This is a genomic window from Flavobacterium sp. M31R6 (genome assembly GCF_013284035.1).
GTDB lineage: Bacteria > Bacteroidota > Bacteroidia > Flavobacteriales > Flavobacteriaceae > Flavobacterium.
Genome location: NZ_CP054141.1, coordinates 2368064 through 2388656, shown reverse-complemented (window position 1 = coordinate 2388656; position 20593 = coordinate 2368064). Strand labels below are relative to the sequence as shown.

Below are 20593 nucleotides of genomic sequence, written 5' to 3'. Positions count from 1 at the left end.
AAAAATCTATCCTGTAAAAGTGATATTTGCTTTCAAGTTCAAGCCAATACGTATTCTTACTAATTTTTAAAATGACTCATCACCGTGAATTCTTTAACATCGGTTGATTTGATTTTAACCGAAAAGTTTCCTCCCGAATCCAAATCAAAATATTCAGACACCATTTTGTGCCAGCCTTTAGCCAAGGCTTTTTGACCTGTTTTCGTTTTATTTCCGTGTGGACCATCATTGTCTATAACCATTGCACCATCCACATACAACATGGAACCGTCATTGGATGCCAATTCAAAGGTATAAACACCATCGTTCTTAACTTCAAAATAACCTTCAAAAATCAGTCCTGCAAATCCTTTAAAATCTTTTGGCATTTCCATGCTTTCCGCTTTGGATTCTTTAACCAACCTACTGTTCTTGATTTCGGCACATTTTTTTGATTTAGATTCGTATTCTTTTAGCACGATCCCCTCGCCTGTAAATACTCCTTCATAGGCCTTTGAATAACTTTCCTTGCGGAATTCGGCTTTATGCACTTCCGAACCGCTTCCGTCTGGACGGAATGCTCTAAAGTTAAAATTCGTGCTTTCTGAAACTGTAAACGGTGCAATGTATTTTGTTGAATTCGCTTGTGGAATTGAGCCATCGGTAGTATATCTAACGGTAATATTTGGTAAAATGCAATTTACATTTACTGTTTCGTTTTCTGTAAAAACATTCAAATCGTTGAAACCTGTTAGGTTCGGAATACGGTAATTGATTTTCTTGGCATCCAAATATTCGATTTCGTTCACCACTCTACTTCTGAATTCATCCCAATTGCGATTTCCTCCATTCCAAGCACCTTCTGAAAGTGCAAATATTCTTGGGAAGTACTGATGTTCGGCACGACGTACTGTCGGAACGGTTTCTGTCCAAAGATTCCCTTGAATTCCAATCACATTCTTCGATTGTTTTAGCGTAAGCCCTTTCAACGGTTCAAACGTATAGGCCGATTCCAAAGAAGTTGGTCCTTCGAGTAAATCAAAATACATTTCGAAACACGGACTTGAAATTGCCAAGTTTCCTTGCTCTGTAGCTGTTGATATCGCTTTTGGCGCCCAATTTCTCCACCAAATTATAGTCGCTGTTGGTGATAATCCTCCATCTAAAATTTCATCCCAACCCATGAGTTTTTTACCTAACTTATTGAAATGCTTTTCCATGTCGTGAACAAACCACGCCTGCAACTCTTCAACACCTTTCAGATGTTCTTTTTTTACTTTTGCTTGGCATTTTGGACATTCCTTCCAATTGGTTCTTTCTACTTCATCAGCGCCTAAATGCATGTATTCATAAGGAAATAAACCAGCCACTTCGGTGTAAATTTCTTTGACCAATTTCAAAGATTCCGGGTTTCCAATGCACAATGGATCAGAAAAAGTCGTTCCCATGTGCGCACCTCCTTTACAGGAGAGATATGGATAACCGATAATTGCAGCCATAAAATGACCCGGCATATCAATTTCAGGCAAAACATCAATACCTCGCTCTTTGGCATATTTTACAACGTTTTTGATCTGCTCCTGAGTGTAAAATCCACCGTAAAGCGTATCCTTTTCAACGATTTTCAAATGCTCTTTGGGCAAATTGAAATCACTGTTATCTTGTTCTTTGCTTAATTTAAGACAATCTCTGTCTTGATTGTTCAATTTGCGCCAAGCCCCTTTTTCGGTCAACAGTGGATATTTTTTGATTTCGATTCTCCATCCTTGATCGTCTGTCAAATGCCAGTGGAATTTGTTCAGTTTATATCTTGCCATCAAATCCAAGAAATGTTTGACTTCATCTTCGCTATAAAAATGACGACTTACATCCAAATGTGCACCACGGTAACTATATTTTGGAAAATCTTCCATTTTGAGAAACTGCACTTTGGTTTGGCTTTCGCCAACGGGAATCAGTTGCTGCAAAGTAGCGACCGACATCAAAATTCCTGCAGGAGAAGCTCCGACAATGGCAATTCCATCGGCAGAAACCCCCATTTTATAAGCTTCCGCTTTTTCGTTTTTGAAACCTAATGAAAGTGTAATATCGGCTTTTGTATCTTTTGAAATTTTTAAATCCAAACCATTTTCTTTCCCGATGGTAGCCACAAGATAATTTGCCAAAGGAGCAAGACTTGGATCAGCAACACCAACAGTTGAACCATTTTTTAAAATAAATCCGCCTTCGCTAAAACTGATCTTCTGAGGTTTTGGTATAATAGAAACCCGGTAAGGCGCTTGTGCCAAGCAAAGGAATGGTAACAATAAAAATAAGAATGCTTTTTTCATTTGATAATTATTTACTCTTTCGAGTGATTTTAAATTTTAAAGCTCGTAAACGATATACGAACTCACCATCCAATGATTTGAAGTTCCGTTGGCATTTTTTTGCGCTTCCGGAATGCTGAAAACTGCCGTATGCTTTCCTTCTTTCAAATCCAAAGGAACCACCATCGCGGGAACATTACTTCCTGGGCACCAATTGGAACGACTCAAATCACTACTCGCAATAGGTTCTTCGATTTCTTTGGTCGTATAAGTTCCTTTATCTTCCTGTATATAGGGTGCCACACGTTTTCTCAACCAAACTCCGGTTCCCGGATTGAATCGACGAAAACTAGCACAATCATCTCTCCACGGAATAAAATCAATTACTTTTTTGTCATCGATTTTTACGATATTTTGTTTTTTGACAAATTCATCACCTTCGCTGTGACCGCCGTGACCGGTAGTGATGTAATATAATTTTACGTTTTTGGCTCCTTTGGGCAAATTGAATTCCACTTGAAAATCTTTATAGGCAAAAAGCTCATCGTTTCCTTGATTGGTTCCAAAAGGATCCGTGTTTAATATGGATACAATCACTTTATTTTTGGCAATATCACAACTCAATTCACTTGGAGTAAGATTAATTGATGCGCTTACAATATGTCCTCCTTTGGTATAATTACCAATGTGAACACCAATCCAAACTTCGCCTTGCAATAAAGTGGAGAATTGCGAAATATCTTCTTTCCATTTCACTTCCCTTTCCCAATACGGAATGTAAACAGGTTTGCGTTGCAACGAATCATTACTAAAAAAACCAATACCGAATGTGGTCATAAAACGCATTAATTCGATGGTTGGTGAAAAATTTCCTTCTGGAACAATTGTTTTGATTTTGGTATATTCATTAGAAGCAAACTTTTTGTTTTTTACGACATCCTCAAGCGAATTGTTCTTGTCCACAGGAAGTACATAAATAGACCCTGCACGGTCGTAGCGATCCCCTCCTGATATTACGGTAACGCTGATTTCAACTTTGGTATTCAATTTTTGTTTTGGGAAAGTCACTTTTTTAAACACATATTGACCTCCACCGTAGTAGATATTTTCGTTATTATCAGTTGAAAAATCCTTACGATTTTCATCGTGATTAACTCTTACCTCATCAAAAATTTCTATTTTCTGTGCTGTAACACAATTGCTAAAAAACAATGTTCCCAACAGCATTGTAAAAATAATTTTCTTCATTATTACTTGTTTATTTCTATTCGCCTGTATTTCTTTTTAAAACTTCGCTTCTAATTTTCCTCCAGCTTCCAAATTAATTTCATAGATCCCATTTTGAAGTTTTACTTCTTTAGAATTCCATTTAGGAGTTTTTCCTTCAAAACTGTCTTTTATTCTAACAGTTCCTGTTTTTTTTGCCGTAATACTTAACGAACTGATTTTACCCTCTTTTCGAGTAGCCGAAACTTTGTAGCCTCCTTCGGCTCTCAGATCGGTAAACGAAACATCTGCCCATTCTTTTGGCGTAGCCGGAAAAATTCGGATAATCCCCGAATCCAATTTTCCGGGCGTCGCACTCCAACTCTGCAACAGCATTTCTTGGACGGCCTGCATCGCTAAAAAATTACCTTCTAATGTAAACGGTTTTCCTCCTCCACTACCATAACGGCTATCCGGAGTTTGATCTTGATTTACATGAAAACCATTTCTCAAAATATAGGCTTTTTCAAAAACATCCAGATGATGGTAAGCACTTTCTGCATTGCCCACACGTGCCTGCATACAGGCCATCCAAGCCCAAGAATACCCACACCATTCATTGTGTTTTGGCGCATTCCATTCTGGACGATTCAAAGTCGTATTGATTCTTTGTTGATCTTCTTTATTCCCTTCGACAGTAATAAGGTTGAAAGGGTAAATTCCGATTATATTCGAAAGATGACGATGATGTTCTCTCAAAAGTAGTTTTGAATCCAACATCAATTCACCATCTGCAGCCACGTGAAAATCGCCCAATTTGGTGGCCAATTCGTTCCAAGATTTTGCTTCAGAAGTTAATCCTTGTGCTTCTGCCATTTCGGCTACAGCCAAAAAGTGCATTTTAATACTCATCAAATCATAATTGGTATTGGGTTCCAACCATTTATTATTAAATATTTCAGGCGATGAAGACCGTAATAATTTTAATTTACCATCTTTATCCGGTTTTAGAAGTCCGCGCAAACACTCGGCTGCTTCCTTACACCAAGGATAGGCGCGTTCTTTAAGGAAAGTATCATCGGCAGTATATAGCCAATGAAGGTAAAACAAATGCGCATTCCAGGAAGTCATCGTTGGTGACAAACTGAAAGCTGCCCAACCTCCCAGAGGCTGTCCTGCAACCGTCATCACACCAGGAACTGCCAATCCTGGCGTTTCATAAAAATCTTTGGCAAAAGCGCGCCAAAGGTCTCTTTTGTTCCAAAGAAAATTCAGGTAACTACTACCTTCCTCAAAATTTCCGGCTGTTTGATATGCGATATAAGTCATTTGGGTATTCAAATCGCTGTGATAATCGCCTTTCCACGGCGGCAAGCTTCCAGTGGCAGAAGTCCAAACACCTTGTAAGGGCATTGGTGGCGCATCAGCTCTTGAGCCTGAACCATACAGATAGCGGGCAAATGTGTAATAATCCTGCATCCTTTTTTCCGGAAGATTGATTTGTGACTGTCCCCAAAATGCTTTCCACCATTTTACGTGTTCAGAAAAGCATTTGTCGATTCCATTATTGAGTGCTTCAATACAATGTTGTTTTCCTAACATCACAGGATTGCCACCGTCACGATTTGTAGTAACGGAAATGGCAATTATCGACTCCCCTTTTACGTGACGGGTTTCGGTATAAACACAATAGGCTAATCCTTCGGCGGCCTGTTGCACATACCATTTGGCGTTACCTTTCACACCGTTTATTGCTTCGGGATAGCCTAAAGCATTTACGGAATGACTGTCAGGTCCTGCCGATTCGCCTCTATATTTAGCAGAAACCTGTAATGGACTCAATATTTCAAATCCTTTCAAATCCTGATCCGAAATACGAAATATTGCAACCGGTTTTACGGCACTAAAAAAAACTTCAGCCTTTTTTCCATTAGTAAGGTGAACGATTCCAGTTGCTTTTTGTTTGTCTAATTCAAACGATTTTACAGTATTGTTATTCAACGTAAATTCGATTCCACCGGCTGGCAATTTGGTTGGATAAGCACCATAATAGGCATCTTCCCACATATTGCCCCCCTTAACCCAAGTTTGGGTTTTCCACCAATCTTTTGGTCCATTGGTGCGTTCGTCCCACAAATCACCTCTATCTAGCGAAAGCTTAATCGTGTTTTTTCCTCCCCATAAAAGTCCACCTGTCAATCCATTACCCAACGGAATGGCTTCGTCCCAAGAACTGATGGGAGCCTGCAATATGAGATTGTTCTCCCCTTTCGGGAAGTTGTTTATATCTTGCGAGAAACCTATTGCAAAACAAAATAGGGAGAATGACAATAACAGTTTTTTCATTTTCAGTATTATTTTAATATCTAGTTTCTTCTTTCAAATAAATCCTTAAACGGTTTTGAATAGCATTTATAATTATTCCGTAACGCTAAGAATATCCCTCAACTTGATGTCTCTTGAAGAGGCACCAATCATGATTCTGAAATCACCCGGCTCCACAACCCATTTCATATCACCGTTCAGCATTTGCAGTGTTTCTTTGTTGATTTCAAACGAAACTTCATTTGATTCGCCAGCTTTCAGCGAAATTCTCTGGAAACCTTTCATTTGCTTGATTGGCTGAGCAATTGATGCCAAAACATCTCTCACATACAATTGAACCACTTCATCCCCGTCAACATTGCTGGTGTTTTTAATGGTACAATAGACTTTTGTGGTTTCGGACTTTCCGATTTGTTTTTTGTCAAATCGCATATTGCTGTATTCGAAAGTCGAATAGCTCAATCCATATCCGAAAGGAAACAAAGGCGCTCCGTTCAAATTGGTATAATCATCCGAACGGCCGGTTGGTTTATGGTTATAAACCAAAGGTAATTGCCCTTCAAAAACAGGGAAAGTAATTGGTAAACGTCCAGCAGGATTTTTGTCGCCAAAAAGGATATTCGCTACGGCATTACCTCCGTCTTCTCCTGGATACCATACATCCAAAATCGCCGGTACATTGTTGATCCATTTGTCCATCGTGATAGCACTTCCTCCCACCAAAAGCACCACAACAGGTTTTCCCGTTGCTGCCACGGCATTGATCAACTCTTCCTGATGTCCCAACAAACCTAAATAGGCTCTGTCATTGAACTCACCTTCTTCGATTCCGGCAGCAATAACCGCCACATCAGATTTTTTTGCAGCGGCAACGGCTTCGTCAATTTTCTTTTGCCAATTATTGTCTACACCAACATTCCAAACCAATTTGAATTTGGCATTTCCTTGTGATTCAAAGAACTCCACTTTGATATCGTATTCTTTGTCTTTTTCAAAATTAAAATCAACCAATTTTGTTGAATACGTTTGGCTTTTCCAATTGTCAATTATTAATTTTTCGTTTAAATACAAACGGTAACCATCATTGCCTTCAAAACCTATTTTGTAAGTTCCTGTTACAGGAGATTTGATTTTTCCGTTCCATTTGGCAGAATAAAAATCATAGTTAATTTTTGCCTGATCCGGCGAATACAAAGTCCAATCGAAATTAATTGCATTGTCCAATCGTGTCAAAACGGGAATTCCCGTCAATTGCACATTATTGAAATATTCGGCAGATAATCCGTTCCCTGATTTCCCATTTTCAACAGTCAATAAATTAGAACTTGGAACTGGAACATATTCGGTGTTTTTTCTCGCACAGCCTTCGGCTAGATTAATTGTTACCGATTTTCCCAATTTGATTTTAATTCCGTCTAGCATACTCACTTTTCCGTTTCCGGGTCCGCTGTAACCTCCCAAACGTGCTTCGGTAATATCGTTTCCGATTAAGGCAATTGACTTGATTGATTTTTGCAAAGGCAAAACTTTATTATCATTTTTCAATAAAACCATTCCTTTTTCGGCAGCTTCTCTGGACAATAATTTGTGTGCTGGATTTCCATTCCATTTATTTGTTTCTTTTTCATCTGCATAAGGATGCTCAAACAATCCCAGTTCAAATTTCAATCGCAACACTCTTGCTACCGATTCGTCAATGTTTTTTGTGTCGATTCTTCCGTCAAGGAAAGGTGGTTGGAATAATTTATAGTGTTCGTAAGCCGACTGGAAAATCACATCCAAACCGTTATTGATTGCATTGGCTCCCGATTCAGGATAATCTTTAGCCGTATAATGCAACACATTTCCACCTCCAACTGCATTAGCATCCGAGATAATGAATCCTTTAAAATTCATTTCCCCTTTCAGTTTTTTGTTCAACAACCAATCATTGGCAGTACAGGGACTGCCACTCACGGTGTTGTATGAAGTCATTACACTTCTGCTTCCGCCTTCGGTAAAACACGCTCTGAAAGGAGGAAGTTGATATTCTTCCAAATAACGTTCGTTATAATCGATCGGGTAACTATCACGACCACCGTCTCCGCTATTTGCCAAGAAATGTTTCGGAGTTGTAATTACACCTCTCTCTTCAAAAGAAGACACATAAGCGACTCCCATTTTTGAAGAAAGAAATGGATCTTCTCCGTAAGTTTCCTCCACACGTCCCCAACGAACATCAGAGGCAAGATTAACAACGGGTGATAAAATTTGACGAATCCCACGACTTTTGGATTCCAATGCAATGGCAGTCGAAACACGTTTCATCAATCCTGTGTCGAATGTCGCCGCCAATGAAATAGATTGAGGGAAAGCAGTTGCTCCATCTCTAACCAATCCGTGTAAGGCTTCGTCAAAAGCAATAATCGGAATGCCAAGACGTGTTTTTTCTACAAAATGTTTCTGTATTTTGTTGATCAATTTTACAGTTTCCTGAGCGTTACTCGCAGCACTGTAATCCAAAATTTGGTTACCCGCATCGGCACTTCCTTTGGCACTTACCTGAAAACCGAAAATTCCGTTTTTGTAGTTCTCGGTTCCGTCCGACAAATCGCCCGGAATCATGTACATCTGCCAAAATTTTTCTTCCGGCGTCATTCGGGACAATAAATCCTGAACGCGTTCTTCCACAGGCAATTTCGGATTTTTATACTTTGGAGTGTTTTGGGAAAACAACATCGGAGTTCCCAAAAGGAAACATAGTAAAAGTGCTTTGTTCTTCATGTCTTTGCTATTCGCGAACCTCTAAGGTGCAATTATATATTATTATTGTGGTCGAAAACATCAATTCTTATAAACCATTAGCTTTTGTCTAATTGCCAAAAGCTAATGGTCTGTGGCTTATTTTAAAATCAAAGAAACCGGTTGATTTGCTTTCAACTTCACTTGAATTGTATTATTTGAAACAGACAATACTTCTCCTTTTTCTTCTCCTCTCAAATCACAGAATTGAGCTGTTCTATAAGTACTGCCTTGTGGCAAAGTAACAGTGCAGGCGGTATCTTTTCCGTTTTGTTCCCAAAGTCGAATTAAGTCACCTTCACCATCTCTGTTTTTTCCGAAGAAAGTTACCAAAATGCCTTTTTCGGATACAGAAATTCCTTTGGCGGAAGCCTCAAATTTACCAGCAGTTCCACTTGCAAGTGATACCATCAAAGGATTTCTGATTTCCTCAGAAGGAACTACAATTGAACTTCCATCAGTATAGTTATCAATACTCCACAAATAGAATTTTGCAGTCCATGAACCTTCAACCCATTCGGTAAAATTGGTACTCCATTGATTGTTATACAAATTGAAAAACACATTTCCTTTTTGTGGTACAAAGTCAGTTGAATATTTCCACAAGCCTGGACGATCCAAACTCACTCCCGGTACGTCAGCAGATGTTACACCAAAACCTTGATTATTTTTATCCAAAACACCAATACCTGTATTGATGAAACCGTAATCCAGATTGGAACCTTTTACAAAATCTTTCGTAGGATCAACAATACCACCTAAGCGTCCTAACTTAAACTGAGCATTTTCAATATTGAAAGGAAAACTGATCCATCCACCTTCAGGCCAAGATTCGGCCTGTTTTCCGTTAATGCTCCAAATCACTTCTACGGCAGGTTTGTTTTCATACAAAGTAAAAACCATTGTATAGTTGTGATTAAAGTCGGCATCACCTTTGAAGTGCATCATTGCCGAAACCGACAATGCATCTTTAGAAAATTCAATTTCAGCATTTTTGCCTGATGATTTTTTGTAAGGTGTATCATCTAGATTTATTCTTCCTAATTCCTGATATGCCCAGTTCCAACCTGCCTTAATATAATCTTTGGCGTATTTGTCAGTTTGTGTTTTAGCAAATCTTTCGTGTATATATTGACCGAACTTGTACTCAGAATTGGCATTCACCATCTCTTTGTTTGATTTTTTGTCAATCAATGATTTAATGGTTCCGCTTTGTTTGTCGAAAATAATTTTAAAAAATGCATTTTCAATTATTCCTTTATCAGCATCAAGCGATAAGTTTGATTTTGGGGCAACCGCTTCTTCATCTGTCGAAACAAAAGTGGCATATCCCATTGCAGGAATGTGATTGGCTTGAAATTGAAGAATATTATTATTTTTAGCAATCGCAATAATCTCTCCAGTTGCTAAATTTTTTAATGATTTTTTGAAAGTTGTAGCCGTTTGAATAGTTACCATATCATTGCGTTCCCATGGCAACGGATTGTACACCACGATTCGGTCACCTTCAACATTTACAGATGCTGCCAAACGTTTTAATTCTCTGCTAAAAGTTGGTGAAATCAATTTTTCAGAATCAGTAATGTAATTTCCTTTCTCCTTCCATGAATACTCTATGATGTCGTAATATCCTTTGGCTCTAAGTTTTTCAAACTCATTTCCATACGCCCAAAAGCCAGAATCTCCATGGCTCATCGCTATCCCCCAAGTATGTTCGTCAAATAGATTAATATTCTCCAAAGATTGATTTACAATGGCATTGATTGGTTCTTCAGGTTTTCTTCCCCAAATAGAAGAAAGCGTACTGAAAGCTTCCAGATTCAAAGTAGATTTACCCAAAATACGGCTCGACTTCATTTCACGCGGCATCGACATATAACCGTGAATCCAAGTATCTGGCATATCTCCTTTTACGGTTTCCAACTTTGGATTTTCTTTAATAATTGCGTTGTAAAAATCGCCAAGACTCCCCACTCTAACTTTTGCACCAGGATTCAGTTTTTCAATTTCTTCTACAGCTTTTCTGTATTCTTCATAAGACTGTGCACCAGAATTGTCATTAGTTTGAACAATCGCCAACCAAGTTTTATGTGTCCAATCTTTTGGAGGCGCAGGACTTGTTCCGTAATATTCTCCAAAATAGAAAGTCATCAACTTTGATTTGTCTGAACCTTCCCACCAAAACAGCATCGGAACCTTGGGCGACATAGAAGCCGGGTTACAACCTATGTGAAGGAATTTCACTCCGGCATTGTTCAACATTGTAGGTATAATCCATGAATGGCTCGGCACATCCGACATTTTTGCATCGATGGCCAAAGGCAATCCCAAATCTCTGTGAATTTTTGAAGCATAACCTAGCGATTGTACTAAAGGCTCTAAATCGGCAGATTCTGTTTCCATCGAAAAAGGCAACGCATGAACAAAAAGATTTCCATCTTTTATGGCTTTTTCAATTTTGCCTTTTACTTCCGGTTTCGACTTCAAAAGCATTTCTTTCATCGGCCAGCCAGAAACTGTCCATTTGAATTGTTGGTCCTTTGGTAATTTTTTTGACTGTTCGATTGTATTCAGCGCGCTGGTCACCATCGAATTGGCGTAATTATATTTCACATTATCCGACCAGTCGGTATAACCAATATCGAAATGCGTTTTGAAAACTACGATGACTTCATTTACTTTTGGAGCCTCCGATTTACTTTTTTTCTGACTCATACCTAAAAAAGGGATAAGGGAAAATGCTAAAAATAAAACTGTTTTTTTCATATTCTAAATAACATTTATTTTTATTAATCATTTACAAATCATGCAGATTCATTACTAAATCGATTAAATAAATTTTATAAAAAAATGTCATCTCCAAAGAATGAAGATGACATTTTCATTTCTTTTTAATTGGTCAAGAAACCACCTTGACCTCTGTATAATTTGATTGGCTTGTCCAATGTTACTTTGATACAAGTCACATATTTATCGATAGCGGTTTCTGGCAAGTCAATGTAAACCAATCCAGGAACTGCACTCCAAGAGATTTTACCCACCACTTTATGAGTCAACTTCACATTGGATCCCAAAACAGTAATGTCCTGAATTTTGTTATCTAATCCTTTCAACATTACTTGTCCAGAAGTTTTTCCGTGAACAAATAAATAAAGTGTTGTTGAATCTTTAGAAAGTGTTGTTGGCCCGTAGAAATGCCCTTGTGGAATTCCAGGTATAGTCCCGAAGATTCCTTCACCGTTTCTTCTGTTCCAGTCTCCTAATTCTTTCAATGTAGAAACAACTGTTTCAGGATAAGTTCCGTCAGGTTTTGGCCCTATGTCCAATAATAAGTTTCCTCCGTTTGAAACCGCATCCACAAAAATGGTAATAATTTCATAAGGCGTCTTCCAGTTGTTGTCGCTCACACGGTAACCCCAGTTTTCATTCATAGTCATACACAATTCCCACCATTTGAAGGCAGGACGCACTACAGGGAAATTTTGTTCTGGAGTATCATAATCACCATACCCTTGTAAACGACCGTTGATAATGGTATTTGGATTTCTGTCCAACATCATTTTACGTGTTTTTTCAGCTTGCCATTCATCAGCGCTGTGTTCCCAGTCACCATCAAACCACCACAAATCAGGATTGTACCAATCAGAGATTTCTTTGATTTGTCCCTGAAAAAATTTTTGGAAACGTTCCCAACGAGCTGGTTCTTTTTTGATATCATAACGTTCCTTATCTTTTAGAAAACCTGGATAATCATTGTGTGTCCAATCGATTAATGAAAAATAAGCACCACATTTCACATCACGTTTACGCAGCTCTTCAAATAAAGGTTTTATCATGTCTTTTTTGGCAGCACACGTTTTTACCGAACTCAATTTACCCAATTTGGTGTCGTACATTGCCACACCGTCGTGGTGTTTGGTTGTGATTACACAATATTTGGCACCACAATCTTTAATCATTTCTGCCCAAGCAGCAGGATCATAGTTACTTAAATTATACCCTTTTTGTTGTTTCATGTAATCTTCAACAGAAATGTTTCCGTTATGAAAACTCCAAGACTCCGAAACATCCGCCACCGAATAAATTCCGGCGTGAATGAAGATTCCTAACTTAGCGTCTTCAAACCATTTCATTTTTTCAGCAATATCTTTCGCTTGAATTTTATTCTGCGCATTACCCACTATCGAAGTTCCAATAAGTAGAGCCCCCAATATTAATTTCTTTATCATAGTTTATATTTTTTGAGTTTTTTTATTTGATTCTGATAACTGTGGAAGCAGCTTGTAATCCAGTGCTTTCTGCTTTCACAGTAAATTGTCCTTTTTGTCCTTTTTTAGCCTTTACAATCACTAAAACTTTTCCGTTGTAAGCAGGTTTTTCATGACTTTGGAAAGGAACAAAACTAGTAGCATCACCATTGTCGGTTGCTACGATTTCTCCAGCTCCTTCAATTGAAAATTTAACTGATTGATTGGAACGAGGAACAATTAAACCAGCATTATCGGCAATATCCACAGTTACAAAAACCAGATCAACGTCGTCTGCAAATACTTCGTTTCTGTCTGCAGACATTTTCAATTTTGTTGCAGCACCGGTAGTTTTAACGACATCAGTCGCCCATACTTTTCCTTTTTTATAACAAACAACTTTAAGTTCGCCTGGCGTGTAAAGCACATTGTCCCAAATTAAACGGAAATCTTTTCCTGCTTCCATTTTCCTTTTTCCAAGACTTTTTCCATTAAGGAATAATTCTCCTTCATCTCCTGATGTATAAACGTGTACAGGAACGATTTGCCCAACACGTTCGTTCCAATTCCAGTGCGGAAGGATATGAGCCGTTGGTACATCCGCTCTCCAATGTGATTTATAGCTGTAATAACGGTCTTTTGGGAAACCAGCCAAATCGATAATTCCAAAATAGCTGCTTCTTGAAGGTGGATTACTTTTTTGCAATTCTGCCAATTTAGCTTCCAATTCTGCTTGTTTTGAAGGATCGGTTCTAAAGTTTAACAGATTAGTTTCATCCGAATTATAAGGTGTTGGTTCTCCTAAATAATCAAATCCTGTCCAAACATATTCACCCAATAAATGAGGAAATTGGGCATTAGTACGGAATTGAGTGTCTGGTGAACAACCCCAACCTGGAAATGCATCGTCATATGACGAGATTTGCCAAGACATTTTATTATATGGGTCACCAAAGAAATATTCGCCACGAGAACTCACTGTTGAAGCAGTTTCACTACCAATGGTTGGCTTTTTCTCATACCTTGGATCAACGTCCCATTTTGGTTGTTGGCTGAAGAAATAATTTACACCCATAATATCCAATCCCACAACTGCACCAGAACTGCGTCCTCCATCTGGATCATTGTAACCATTCGAAACAGGACGAGTTGGGTCTTCTCTTCGCATTATATCAGCCAGATGTTTGGTCATTGCAACGTTTTGTTGGTCTGGAACTTCATTCCCAATTGACCAAATAAACACCGAAGGATTGTTTCTGTCTCTGTGAACCAAAGCAAGTAAATCCTTTTCGTGCCATTCATCATAAATCACATTGTAATCCAATTTTTTCTTACCATTTTTCCAAGCATCAAAAGCTTCATCCCAAACCAAGAATCCCATTTTATCAGCTAATTCCAATAATTCAGGAGCTGGAGGGTTGTGAGAAGTACGCAAAGAATTACATCCCATTTCTTTCAACATCACCAATTGTCTCTTCAATGCCGAAGTGTTGATAGCTGCTCCCAAAGCCCCTAAATCGTGATGATTACAAGTTCCGAAAATTTCAACTCTTTTTCCATTCAAAAGAAATCCATTCCTTGGTGTAAATTCAATAGTACGAACACCAAAAGGGGTATTGTAAGTATCCACCACCTTACCGTCAACAGTCACTTTAGTTTGTGCCACATAACGATTTGGAGTTTTCAAATCCCATAATTTTGGATTGTTCAAAACTGAATGCGCCTCAGATCTTCCAGTTTCGTTTGGTTTAATTTCAAGTGTCGAACGAATTAATGAACCTACTTTTAATTTAGGTGTATTATTGATGTCCATTTCATATAAATCTGTCGTCACCACCGCTTTTACATTTTGGTTGGATGCATTGTCAACATTTACAATCATTCTGATATCAGCGGCTTCCTTGGTAATATTTGGAGTCGTAATATAAGTTCCCCAATGACCAACATGCACCGGACTGGTTTTTACCAACCAAACGTGGCGATAGATTCCGGCACCAGGATACCAACGGGAATCCCAATTTTCGGTATCCAAGCGAACGGCTAAGATATTTTCTTGTCCGAATTTTAAAAATGGCGTCAAATTCATGCGGAATGAATTATACCCATAAGGCCAAGTTCCAACATAATTTCCGTTTAAATATATTTTGGCATTAGCCATAGCGCCATCAAAATCAACAAAAATCTCTTTTCCTTCATCTGAAGTCGGAACTGTAAAATGTTTGCGATACCAACCAATTCCTTTCCATGGTAATTTTCCGGTTTCACCTCTTAATTCAATTCTGAAAGGCCCTTTGATTGCCCAATCATGTGGCAAATTCAGTTTTTCCCAATTATTTTCGTTGGATGAAATGGCTTCTAAATTCTTAGGCTCGTCTTTAATCAATCCATCGGCTTGCAGCCCAAATCGTGAAAAAAGCCAATTATCGTCAAATGACTGAGTATCGGTCGAACCCATTCTCTTTATCGTTGTATTTTGTGAAAAGGCAGACAATCCCATCATCAAACAAAATACCAAAGCAAGGCAATTGTTCAGCGAAAACATCTTTTTGTTCATATTCATTTATTTATTTATTTGGTTTTGTTCGAAAAACGAACGGTATTTAGTTAATATTCTTTATTTAATATTCAAATCTTTTATATCCGTTTTAATTTGCTTCTTCGTCATTTTAAAGGCTGCTATTTTCGGTTTCCAAGTTGTGTTAAACTTGTTATTTTTGATTACTGCATTGTTACAAGCAGTAAGGGCAAATGAATTTTCATTGGATTCGGCAGGAAGCAAATCGGACTGATTGATTGTATTATTCGAAAAAAACAATCCATCTGTTGATCTCGCTGACAAAATCAGTTTGTCGAAAATCTTAAACGTATTGTTTTCAATTCTGATGTTGCGATGTACGTAAAAACCGTTAACCAATTCATGATTTTCTGGTGCGATATTGATGACCGTTCCTGAATTATATCCACATTCCTCAAAAGTATTGTTACGAATGGTTACATCTGAAACTGCTCCTGATTCAAACCAACTTGAAGCATCATTTGCAATCAGAATTGCATGCATTCCTGTACGAAAGAAAGTATTATTCTCTATCAAAATCTTTCTTCGGGTCGTTAATAATAATCCTCGTGCATTGGTGCGTTCAAACCATGAATTTCGAACGGTAACTTCGGGAGTCCAGGTTGCGTTTTCGATAACATCTCCTATCTTTATTTTATTCGATAATTCGCCATCCAAAACCAATTCCATTACTTTTTTACCAATCAATTTTGCCGATTTCAATTTGCCAGAAACAATTGGTTTCAACGTTTGTGGACTTACAAAACTAATGCTGTCACCTGCAAAAAAAGCTTCAAATCCATACGTTTGATGGTGCATAAATTGCACTTTTATTTTCTTATCAGCTGAAATTTCGATGATTTTCAAATGAGTTCCGTGCACGTTCATCGGGTCGTCATGTGAACCTGAAGTCTTACATCCGTCAACCAAAATTTTTCCTTTACATCCCGAAAAATGAAAACAATCTGCAAACGAAGCAATCACACGACCGGAATCTTCCCGTGGTGCAACAACAACTTTTGAAAGTGTAATATTTTCGGCAAATTGAGAAACGATTCCCAATCCGTGCATAAAGTGCATTTTTACATTCGAAAGAACAATATCTTTACTCAAAGTGATAAATCCACCGCAATTGTCTCTATAAGTATCACGAATAGAAAGCACATCACCCACTTTGTAATTTTCTTTTGCAAAATCACCTTCAAACAAAACGGTTCTGTTCTCTTTCTGAATCGCTTTTGATTTCAAAAATGGTCCAAATGTAGAATAACGCATCAGATTTTTTTCTTTATCCAATGAAATTGTGTGATACGAATTACTTTTCCATCCTTCACCATAAAAACCGATTTTATCGTTTTCGATAAAATATCTTGAATCGGGATGAATTTGCATTTCGATGACCGTTGGCGAAACTGAAAGGATGGTCACTTCCGACATCGTTGGGCGCTCATAGTCAAATTGAATATTTTTTATCTGAATATTTTGGCAGTTGAACAAAGCAAACGAAACCATTTTTCCGTGTAAAACAACCAAAGTATTGTTTCCATCCAAAGTAACATTTTTCAAATTATCAAAGAAAAACCCAATGTTTTTTTCTTTCGATAAAGTATCGCTTTCTGTCGAATTCGAAATATAAATTTCTTTTTTTACAGCATTCTCAGGCCACAAATCAATTCTTCCGCCCGGCAACTGAACAACTATATTTTGTTTGCCTTTGCATTTTTCCAAAGCTTGCCGAACACCTTTACTGGCATTCAAATAACTGTTGGATTTTACGCCAAATTGCGTCACTTTGATAGTGTCGGCAACCTGACCCGAAACTCCTAAAGTTGTCAGGAAAAATATAAAAACTATGCCTTTTGCTTTGAAAAAAATCATTTTTAGTTAAAAGTCTGAGATTAGAAATAAAGATTTCAGTTATAGATTACAACGAACGATCCAAATGTGTGTAACCGCCATCCACATAAATCAACTGACCTGTGGTGTGACTCGATTTGTCAGACAATAAAAAAACCGTCATGTTTGCAATTTCTTCCGCAGTCGTCATTCTGTTTTCAAACGGAATTTTATCTGTGATTTCTTTTAATTTTTGTTCTGGATTTTCAAGAGTTTTAATCCATTTGTCATATAATGGTGTATAACATTCGGCAACAATAACCGAATTTACGCGGATTCCATATTTCAATAATTCAACTGCCCATTCACGGGTTAAGGCATTTCGCCCTCCATTAGAAGCTGCATAAGCCGAAGTATTTCCTTGTCCCGTATCGGCAGTTTTTGAGCCGATGTTCACAATTGCTCCTTTTGTTTTTTTCAGCTCTGGCAAAGCGTGTTGCGCCATCAAATAATAATGAACCAAGTTTTTATGAATGGATGCCATAAATTTTTCGTAGTCACCACTTTCCAAACCTACACCGTCATTTACACCGGCATTGTTGATTAACCCGTCAATGCGACCGCATAGTGCAATTACTTGGTCAACGGCACTTTTACACTCTTCTGGATTGGTCAATTCAGCCACGACTGATAATGCTTTTCCTCCTTCGTCCTTAATTTCCTTAATCGCAATTTGGTTGTCGGCATCAACTCTTCCTACAATTACAGGAATAGCTCCTTCCGAAGCCAAAACTTTACAGATTCCAAGTCCAATTCCTTTTGCTCCACCTGTAACGATTACAATTTTGTCTTTTAAATTGAGATTCATTTGCTATTTTTTTATGGGTCTGAACTACGTTTCTTAATCCTTATTAATTTTTCTTATTTGACAATTATTCAAATTAACTCTAATGGCTACCCATTTTTATGCAAGTCAAATATTTTATCCATCATCATCCATTTTTCACCTTCTTTTGCCCAAGGCAATGCTTTTTGATATTTCCACATCAATTCTTCCCATTCCTGAACCTTCGGATTATTGGCATCCATCTCTCCTTTTCTTTCAAAACTAAAAGTCTCATTGGCCTCAATAATCATAAACATCCTGTTGCCCACACAATAAATATCAAGATTTTCAATCCCTGAACCAGTGATGCTTTTTGTGATTTCCGGCCAAATTTTTTCATGGTATTTTTTATATTCTTCCATTAATGTTGGGTCTTCAATCAAGTCTAATGCAAGACAATATTTTTGGGTTACCATTCTATTTTATTTTAGGTTAAAAAGATTAAAGTTAATGATTGATCGATTGAAAAACAATCTAGGCAAAATACCATTTACTGAGCACTCACTTTAATGGTTACACCTCCTTGTTTTGCTAATTCCGCCTTCAATGAATTAGGAATCGTAACACTGATTCCACCAGTAACGTTTTTGTAATTTAGTTTTTGTTTGCTTGCCAAAAGCGTAACATTTAGTTTCCCTTTTAAATTGTTTTTGATGACAATTTGTGAAGGAATTTCTTTTTCAGTTGCAGTTGGAAGGTAAATTCCGTAAACTGTTTTTTCACCTTTCGAAGTATAGTACAAATTACCCTCAGAATAAGGCGCGATTGGTCTTGTAGCATAAATGGCATCCCCATTAATATCAAGCCATTTACCAACTTCGGCCAATGTTTGCTGAATTTTTGGCTCAAAATCACCTTTTCCATCAGGACCAACACCAAGCAATAAATTTCCTCCTTTGGCAACAATTCCAGTTAATAATTGAATCACTTCTGCACCTGATTTATAATTCGCATTTGGCACCCATCCCCAATCGGTTCCTAGTGTTACACAACTTTCCCATGGCACCGGAATTGGTTTTTCAAGCACTTTTCGTTCGGGAGTAAGATAATCTTCATATTCGCCTGGAACCCAACGATCCACCACAATCAATCCCGGTTGCTTTTTACGCGCTGTTTCTGCGATAAGTTTCATATTGATATCTAAATTCTGACGCCCTTTTTTTCCTTCGTTTTCCTTTACGGTAGAAACTGGACGAACCCATCCTCCGTCAAGCCACAATATATCAACTTTACCGTAATTGGTAGTCAATTCATCCAATTGGTTTTGGGTATATTTTACGAAGCTTTGCCATTTTTCAGGATATGCTTTGATATCGTAATTTGGATTTCTGTCTTTTGGAGGATAATATTTCCACCAGAAATCCTGAGAAGTCCAATCTGGTTTTGAGAAGTAAATTCCAACCGATAATCCTTCTTTTCTAGAAGCATCCAAAACGTTTTTCAATACATCAGGATTCTTGTTTTTGGCGTTTGGCAAATTTGGATTGGTAATTTTGAAATCGGTGAATTTCGAATCATACATACAAAACCCATCGTGGTGTTTGGATGTAAAAATTAAATATTTAACTCCCGCATTTTTGAACATTTTTGCCCATTTTTCAGAATCTAGATTTGTTGGATTCAAACTGAATCTTGCACCACGGTAATCCGAAGCAAAAGAATCGTAATCATCATAACCGTTGCGGGTGACCCAATCTTCTGGAGCTAAACCCCACGATTCGCAAATCCCCAATTGACTGTACAACCCCATATGAATTAAGACTCCAAATTTGTAATCCTGCCACTTGGCTAGATTTTCTTTTACAGCCTTATCCTTTGGCGCAACATAAGAATCGTAAGGAGTTTTTTCGTTTTCGGCCATAATATCTCCTTGTGCGTGTGACAAAGACGCAGTAGTAAAACAACAGGCAGCCAACACTAATTTTATTCTGTTTTTCATATTTTATTAATTGTTTTTTTCTTTGGAACGATAACGATTTAGTTCTAGCAATACGGCGTATCCTACCAAAAATAACTGTATCAACTAAAACGTTTTATATTTTCAGACACAGCATTTTGCCTCAATCTTAAAAAAATAAAGTTATTGTATAATTAAGTTTTATTTTAACTCAAAATTATCATTAATTAAGCAATTATTATCTTAACATTTAGTATCAAAAAACACCATTAAATATTCTGTTATTTTAGAAATACTTAGAATATTTCAAAACAAAATGAAGAGAAATGTTTTAATACACTCATCGAGTGTCATTGATTTTTTGATAAGAATTCAAATAAAAAAAGACTGAAAATATTCTTCACAGGAAATACAAAAATGAGATACATATATAATAGGACACAATTTTCATTTTGCAATTTTCATTTTTGAAGTAACTTTTAATTTAAAATTCAACATAATAGTTTCAAAAAAACACCTCTTTAGAAAGAATAAATCCAATGAAATAAGCAGTTTTTGAATATTGATTTTTGA

At 37.4% G+C, this 20593-nt stretch carries 11 protein-coding genes; all 11 read right to left on the bottom strand.

The features are described from left to right. Window positions 1-59: 59 nt before the first annotated feature. Window positions 60-2309, bottom strand: coding sequence for a family 20 glycosylhydrolase (locus HQN62_RS09820; RefSeq protein ID WP_173504227.1), 2250 nt, complete (start codon window positions 2307-2309; stop codon window positions 60-62). 36 nt (window positions 2310-2345) lie between these two features. After that, window positions 2346-3536 carry a peptide-N-glycosidase F-related protein gene (locus HQN62_RS09815; protein ID WP_173504226.1) on the bottom strand — a complete coding sequence of 397 codons (1191 nt, stop codon included), beginning with the start codon at window positions 3534-3536 and terminating at the stop codon, window positions 2346-2348. A gap of 36 nt (window positions 3537-3572) precedes the next feature. After that, on the bottom strand, window positions 3573-5840 hold the full coding sequence (locus tag HQN62_RS09810) for a glycosyl hydrolase family 95 catalytic domain-containing protein (protein ID WP_173504225.1): 2268 nt from the start codon (window positions 5838-5840) through the stop codon (window positions 3573-3575). A gap of 72 nt (window positions 5841-5912) precedes the next feature. Continuing rightward, a complete protein-coding gene (locus HQN62_RS09805) occupies window positions 5913-8582 on the bottom strand; it encodes a glycoside hydrolase family 3 C-terminal domain-containing protein (RefSeq protein WP_173504224.1) in 2670 nt (889 codons plus the stop codon). A gap of 117 nt (window positions 8583-8699) precedes the next feature. Further along, complete coding sequence (locus HQN62_RS09800; protein ID WP_173504223.1) at window positions 8700-11366, bottom strand: glycoside hydrolase family 38 N-terminal domain-containing protein; 2667 nt, start codon at window positions 11364-11366, stop codon at window positions 8700-8702. Window positions 11367-11491: 125 nt separating this feature from the next. Next, window positions 11492-12829, bottom strand: a complete 1338-nt coding sequence (locus HQN62_RS09795; protein ID WP_173504222.1) for an alpha-L-fucosidase — start codon at window positions 12827-12829, stop codon at window positions 11492-11494. A 22-nt stretch (window positions 12830-12851) separates the two neighbouring features. Continuing rightward, window positions 12852-15407 carry a beta-galactosidase GalB gene (gene galB, locus HQN62_RS09790; RefSeq protein WP_217362484.1) on the bottom strand — a complete coding sequence of 852 codons (2556 nt, stop codon included), beginning with the start codon at window positions 15405-15407 and terminating at the stop codon, window positions 12852-12854. 54 nt (window positions 15408-15461) lie between these two features. Next, window positions 15462-17279: a right-handed parallel beta-helix repeat-containing protein gene (locus tag HQN62_RS09785; RefSeq protein ID WP_173504221.1), complete on the bottom strand. Its 1818-nt coding sequence runs from the start codon at window positions 17277-17279 to the stop codon at window positions 15462-15464. Window positions 17280-17325: 46 nt separating this feature from the next. Continuing rightward, window positions 17326-18105 (bottom strand): SDR family oxidoreductase, encoded by a 780-nt coding sequence (locus HQN62_RS09780; protein WP_173504220.1) that lies wholly within the window; start codon window positions 18103-18105, stop codon window positions 17326-17328. Window positions 18106-18191: 86 nt separating this feature from the next. After that, window positions 18192-18539: an L-rhamnose mutarotase gene (locus tag HQN62_RS09775; RefSeq protein WP_173504219.1), complete on the bottom strand. Its 348-nt coding sequence runs from the start codon at window positions 18537-18539 to the stop codon at window positions 18192-18194. A gap of 74 nt (window positions 18540-18613) precedes the next feature. After that, the gene (locus tag HQN62_RS09770) at window positions 18614-20062 is read right to left on the bottom strand and encodes an alpha-L-fucosidase (protein WP_173504218.1); all 1449 of its coding nucleotides are present in this window, start codon (window positions 20060-20062) and stop codon (window positions 18614-18616) included. Between the last annotated feature and the right edge of the window lie 531 nt (window positions 20063-20593).

What these genes read in the sequence shown, in the direction of transcription:
- HQN62_RS09820 (WP_173504227.1), bottom strand. Translation starts at nt 2,309, where the DNA reads ATGAAAAAAGCATTCTTATTTTTATTGTTACCATTCCTTTGCTTGGCA.
- HQN62_RS09815 (WP_173504226.1), bottom strand. Translation starts at nt 3,536, where the DNA reads ATGAAGAAAATTATTTTTACAATGCTGTTGGGAACATTGTTTTTTAGC.
- HQN62_RS09810 (WP_173504225.1), bottom strand. Translation starts at nt 5,840, where the DNA reads ATGAAAAAACTGTTATTGTCATTCTCCCTATTTTGTTTTGCAATAGGT.
- HQN62_RS09805 (WP_173504224.1), bottom strand. Translation starts at nt 8,582, where the DNA reads ATGAAGAACAAAGCACTTTTACTATGTTTCCTTTTGGGAACTCCGATG.
- HQN62_RS09800 (WP_173504223.1), bottom strand. Translation starts at nt 11,366, where the DNA reads ATGAAAAAAACAGTTTTATTTTTAGCATTTTCCCTTATCCCTTTTTTA.
- HQN62_RS09795 (WP_173504222.1), bottom strand. Translation starts at nt 12,829, where the DNA reads ATGATAAAGAAATTAATATTGGGGGCTCTACTTATTGGAACTTCGATA.
- galB (WP_217362484.1), bottom strand. Translation starts at nt 15,407, where the DNA reads ATGAATATGAACAAAAAGATGTTTTCGCTGAACAATTGCCTTGCTTTG.
- HQN62_RS09785 (WP_173504221.1), bottom strand. Translation starts at nt 17,279, where the DNA reads ATGATTTTTTTCAAAGCAAAAGGCATAGTTTTTATATTTTTCCTGACA.
- HQN62_RS09780 (WP_173504220.1), bottom strand. Translation starts at nt 18,105, where the DNA reads ATGAATCTCAATTTAAAAGACAAAATTGTAATCGTTACAGGTGGAGCA.
- HQN62_RS09775 (WP_173504219.1), bottom strand. Translation starts at nt 18,539, where the DNA reads ATGGTAACCCAAAAATATTGTCTTGCATTAGACTTGATTGAAGACCCA.
- HQN62_RS09770 (WP_173504218.1), bottom strand. Translation starts at nt 20,062, where the DNA reads ATGAAAAACAGAATAAAATTAGTGTTGGCTGCCTGTTGTTTTACTACT.